Genomic DNA, 1,449 nt, shown 5'->3' with positions numbered 1-1,449 from the left:
GGCCCGCGCACCGGTGCGCCGGGCCGGACGGCGGCCAGGTCGGCGACGAGCGTGGCGGCGCAGCTGTCCTGGTGCCCCCGGTCGCGCCAGACCCGGCACATCTCGAGGCCGTAGCGCACCAGCGCCTCCTCGTAGCCGGTCCACATGCGGACCGCCGGGTGCCGGCGCCAGCCGTAGCCGGGCACGACGAGGCCGCGCAGGACCTGGAGCGCCTCCACCCGCTGTTTGCCGAGCCGGCGCCGGTCGAGCACCGACGCCGACTCGTGGAAGCCGGGGTAGGGAAGGAACGTCTGCATGGTGCCGTCCCGGGGAGCGGTGCCGCCGTGGCCGCGGAACGCGGACCACCCCGTCGCAGTTCCCCTCCCGCCGCGGCGCACACCCCTCGGCTCAGCCCAGGTTGCCGAGGCGCGCCTCGCGCCACAGGTCGACGCCGCCGTCGGTGGCGTACTTGTCGATCTCGGCCAGCTCCTCGCCGTCGAAGTCGAGGTTGTCCAGCGCGGCGACGTTCTGCTCCAGCTGCTCGGTGCGGGAGGCGCCGATGACCAGCGAGGTGACGCGCCGGTCCCGCAGGGCCCAGGCCAGCGCCATCTGCGCCAGCGTCTGCCCGCGGCGGGCCGCGATGTCGTCGAGGGCGCGCAGCCGGCGCAGCATGTCGTCCGTCAGCCACGCGGTGTCGAACGACGTGCCCCGCGTCGCCCGCGACCCCTGCGGCACGCCGTCCAGGTAGCGCCCGGTCAGCAGCCCCTGCGCCAGCGCCGTGAACCCGATGACCCCGAAGCCCTCCTCCTGGGCCACGTCCAGCAGTCCCTCGGTCTCGATCCAGCGGTTCAGCATGCTGTACGAGGGCTGGTGGATCAGCAGCGGGGTCCCGAGGTCCCGGAGGATGGCCACCGCCTCCCGGGTGCGCTCGGCGTCGTAGGAGGAGATGCCGACGTAGAGCGCCTTGCCCTGGCGGACCGCGGTGTCCAGCGCGCCCATGGTCTCCTCGAGGGGAGTGGTGGCGTCGAGCCGGTGGGAGTAGAAGATGTCCACGTAGTCCAGGCCCATCCGCCGCAGCGACTGGTCCAGCGAGGCGAGCAGGTACTTGCGCGAGCCGCCGCCCTGGCCGTAGGGGCCCGGCCACATGTCCCAGCCGGCCTTGGTGGAGATCACNNTCGCGCTGGGTCGCGAAGGCCCGGTCGTCACCGAAGTTGTGCCAGTAGCCCAGGGAGAGCAGGGGGAGGTCGAGTCCCGAACGCCCGGTGCGCCGGTAGCGCATGGTGCCGTCGTAGCGCTCGGGGTTGATCATGTGGTTCATCGGGTGGTCTCCGGGTGCGGTTCAGGGGGGTCCGGGGGAGTCTGGAACCCTGCCCACAGTGCCTCCGCGTGATCCGGAAGTCCAACCGGTCCCCTGCGTGGAACCCGGCGACACCGCTTCCGAACCGTGGGGGCCGGGCGGGGGCCCGGCGG

At 73.3% G+C, this 1,449-nt stretch carries 1 protein-coding gene and 2 pseudogenes; all 3 read right to left on the bottom strand.

All coding sequences use genetic code 11. The features are described 5' to 3' along the window. A partial coding sequence (locus AOK18_RS05445) for an MSMEG_6728 family protein (protein ID WP_206281500.1) occupies positions 1-296 on the bottom strand: 296 nt, incomplete at its 3' end. A 91-nt stretch (positions 297-387) separates the two neighbouring features. Further along, positions 388-1,152 (bottom strand): annotated as a pseudogene (locus AOK18_RS05440) (aldo/keto reductase); the annotation flags it as partial. A gap of 2 nt (positions 1,153-1,154) precedes the next feature. Further along, positions 1,155-1,297 (bottom strand): annotated as a pseudogene (locus tag AOK18_RS33985) (aldo/keto reductase); the annotation flags it as partial. Positions 1,298-1,449 lie beyond the last annotated feature (152 nt).

The organism is Streptomyces prasinopilosus, assembly GCF_001419695.1.
GTDB classification, from domain to species: Bacteria; Actinomycetota; Actinomycetes; order Streptomycetales; family Streptomycetaceae; genus Streptomyces; species Streptomyces prasinopilosus.
This window is presented reverse-complemented; position numbering and strand designations above follow the sequence as displayed.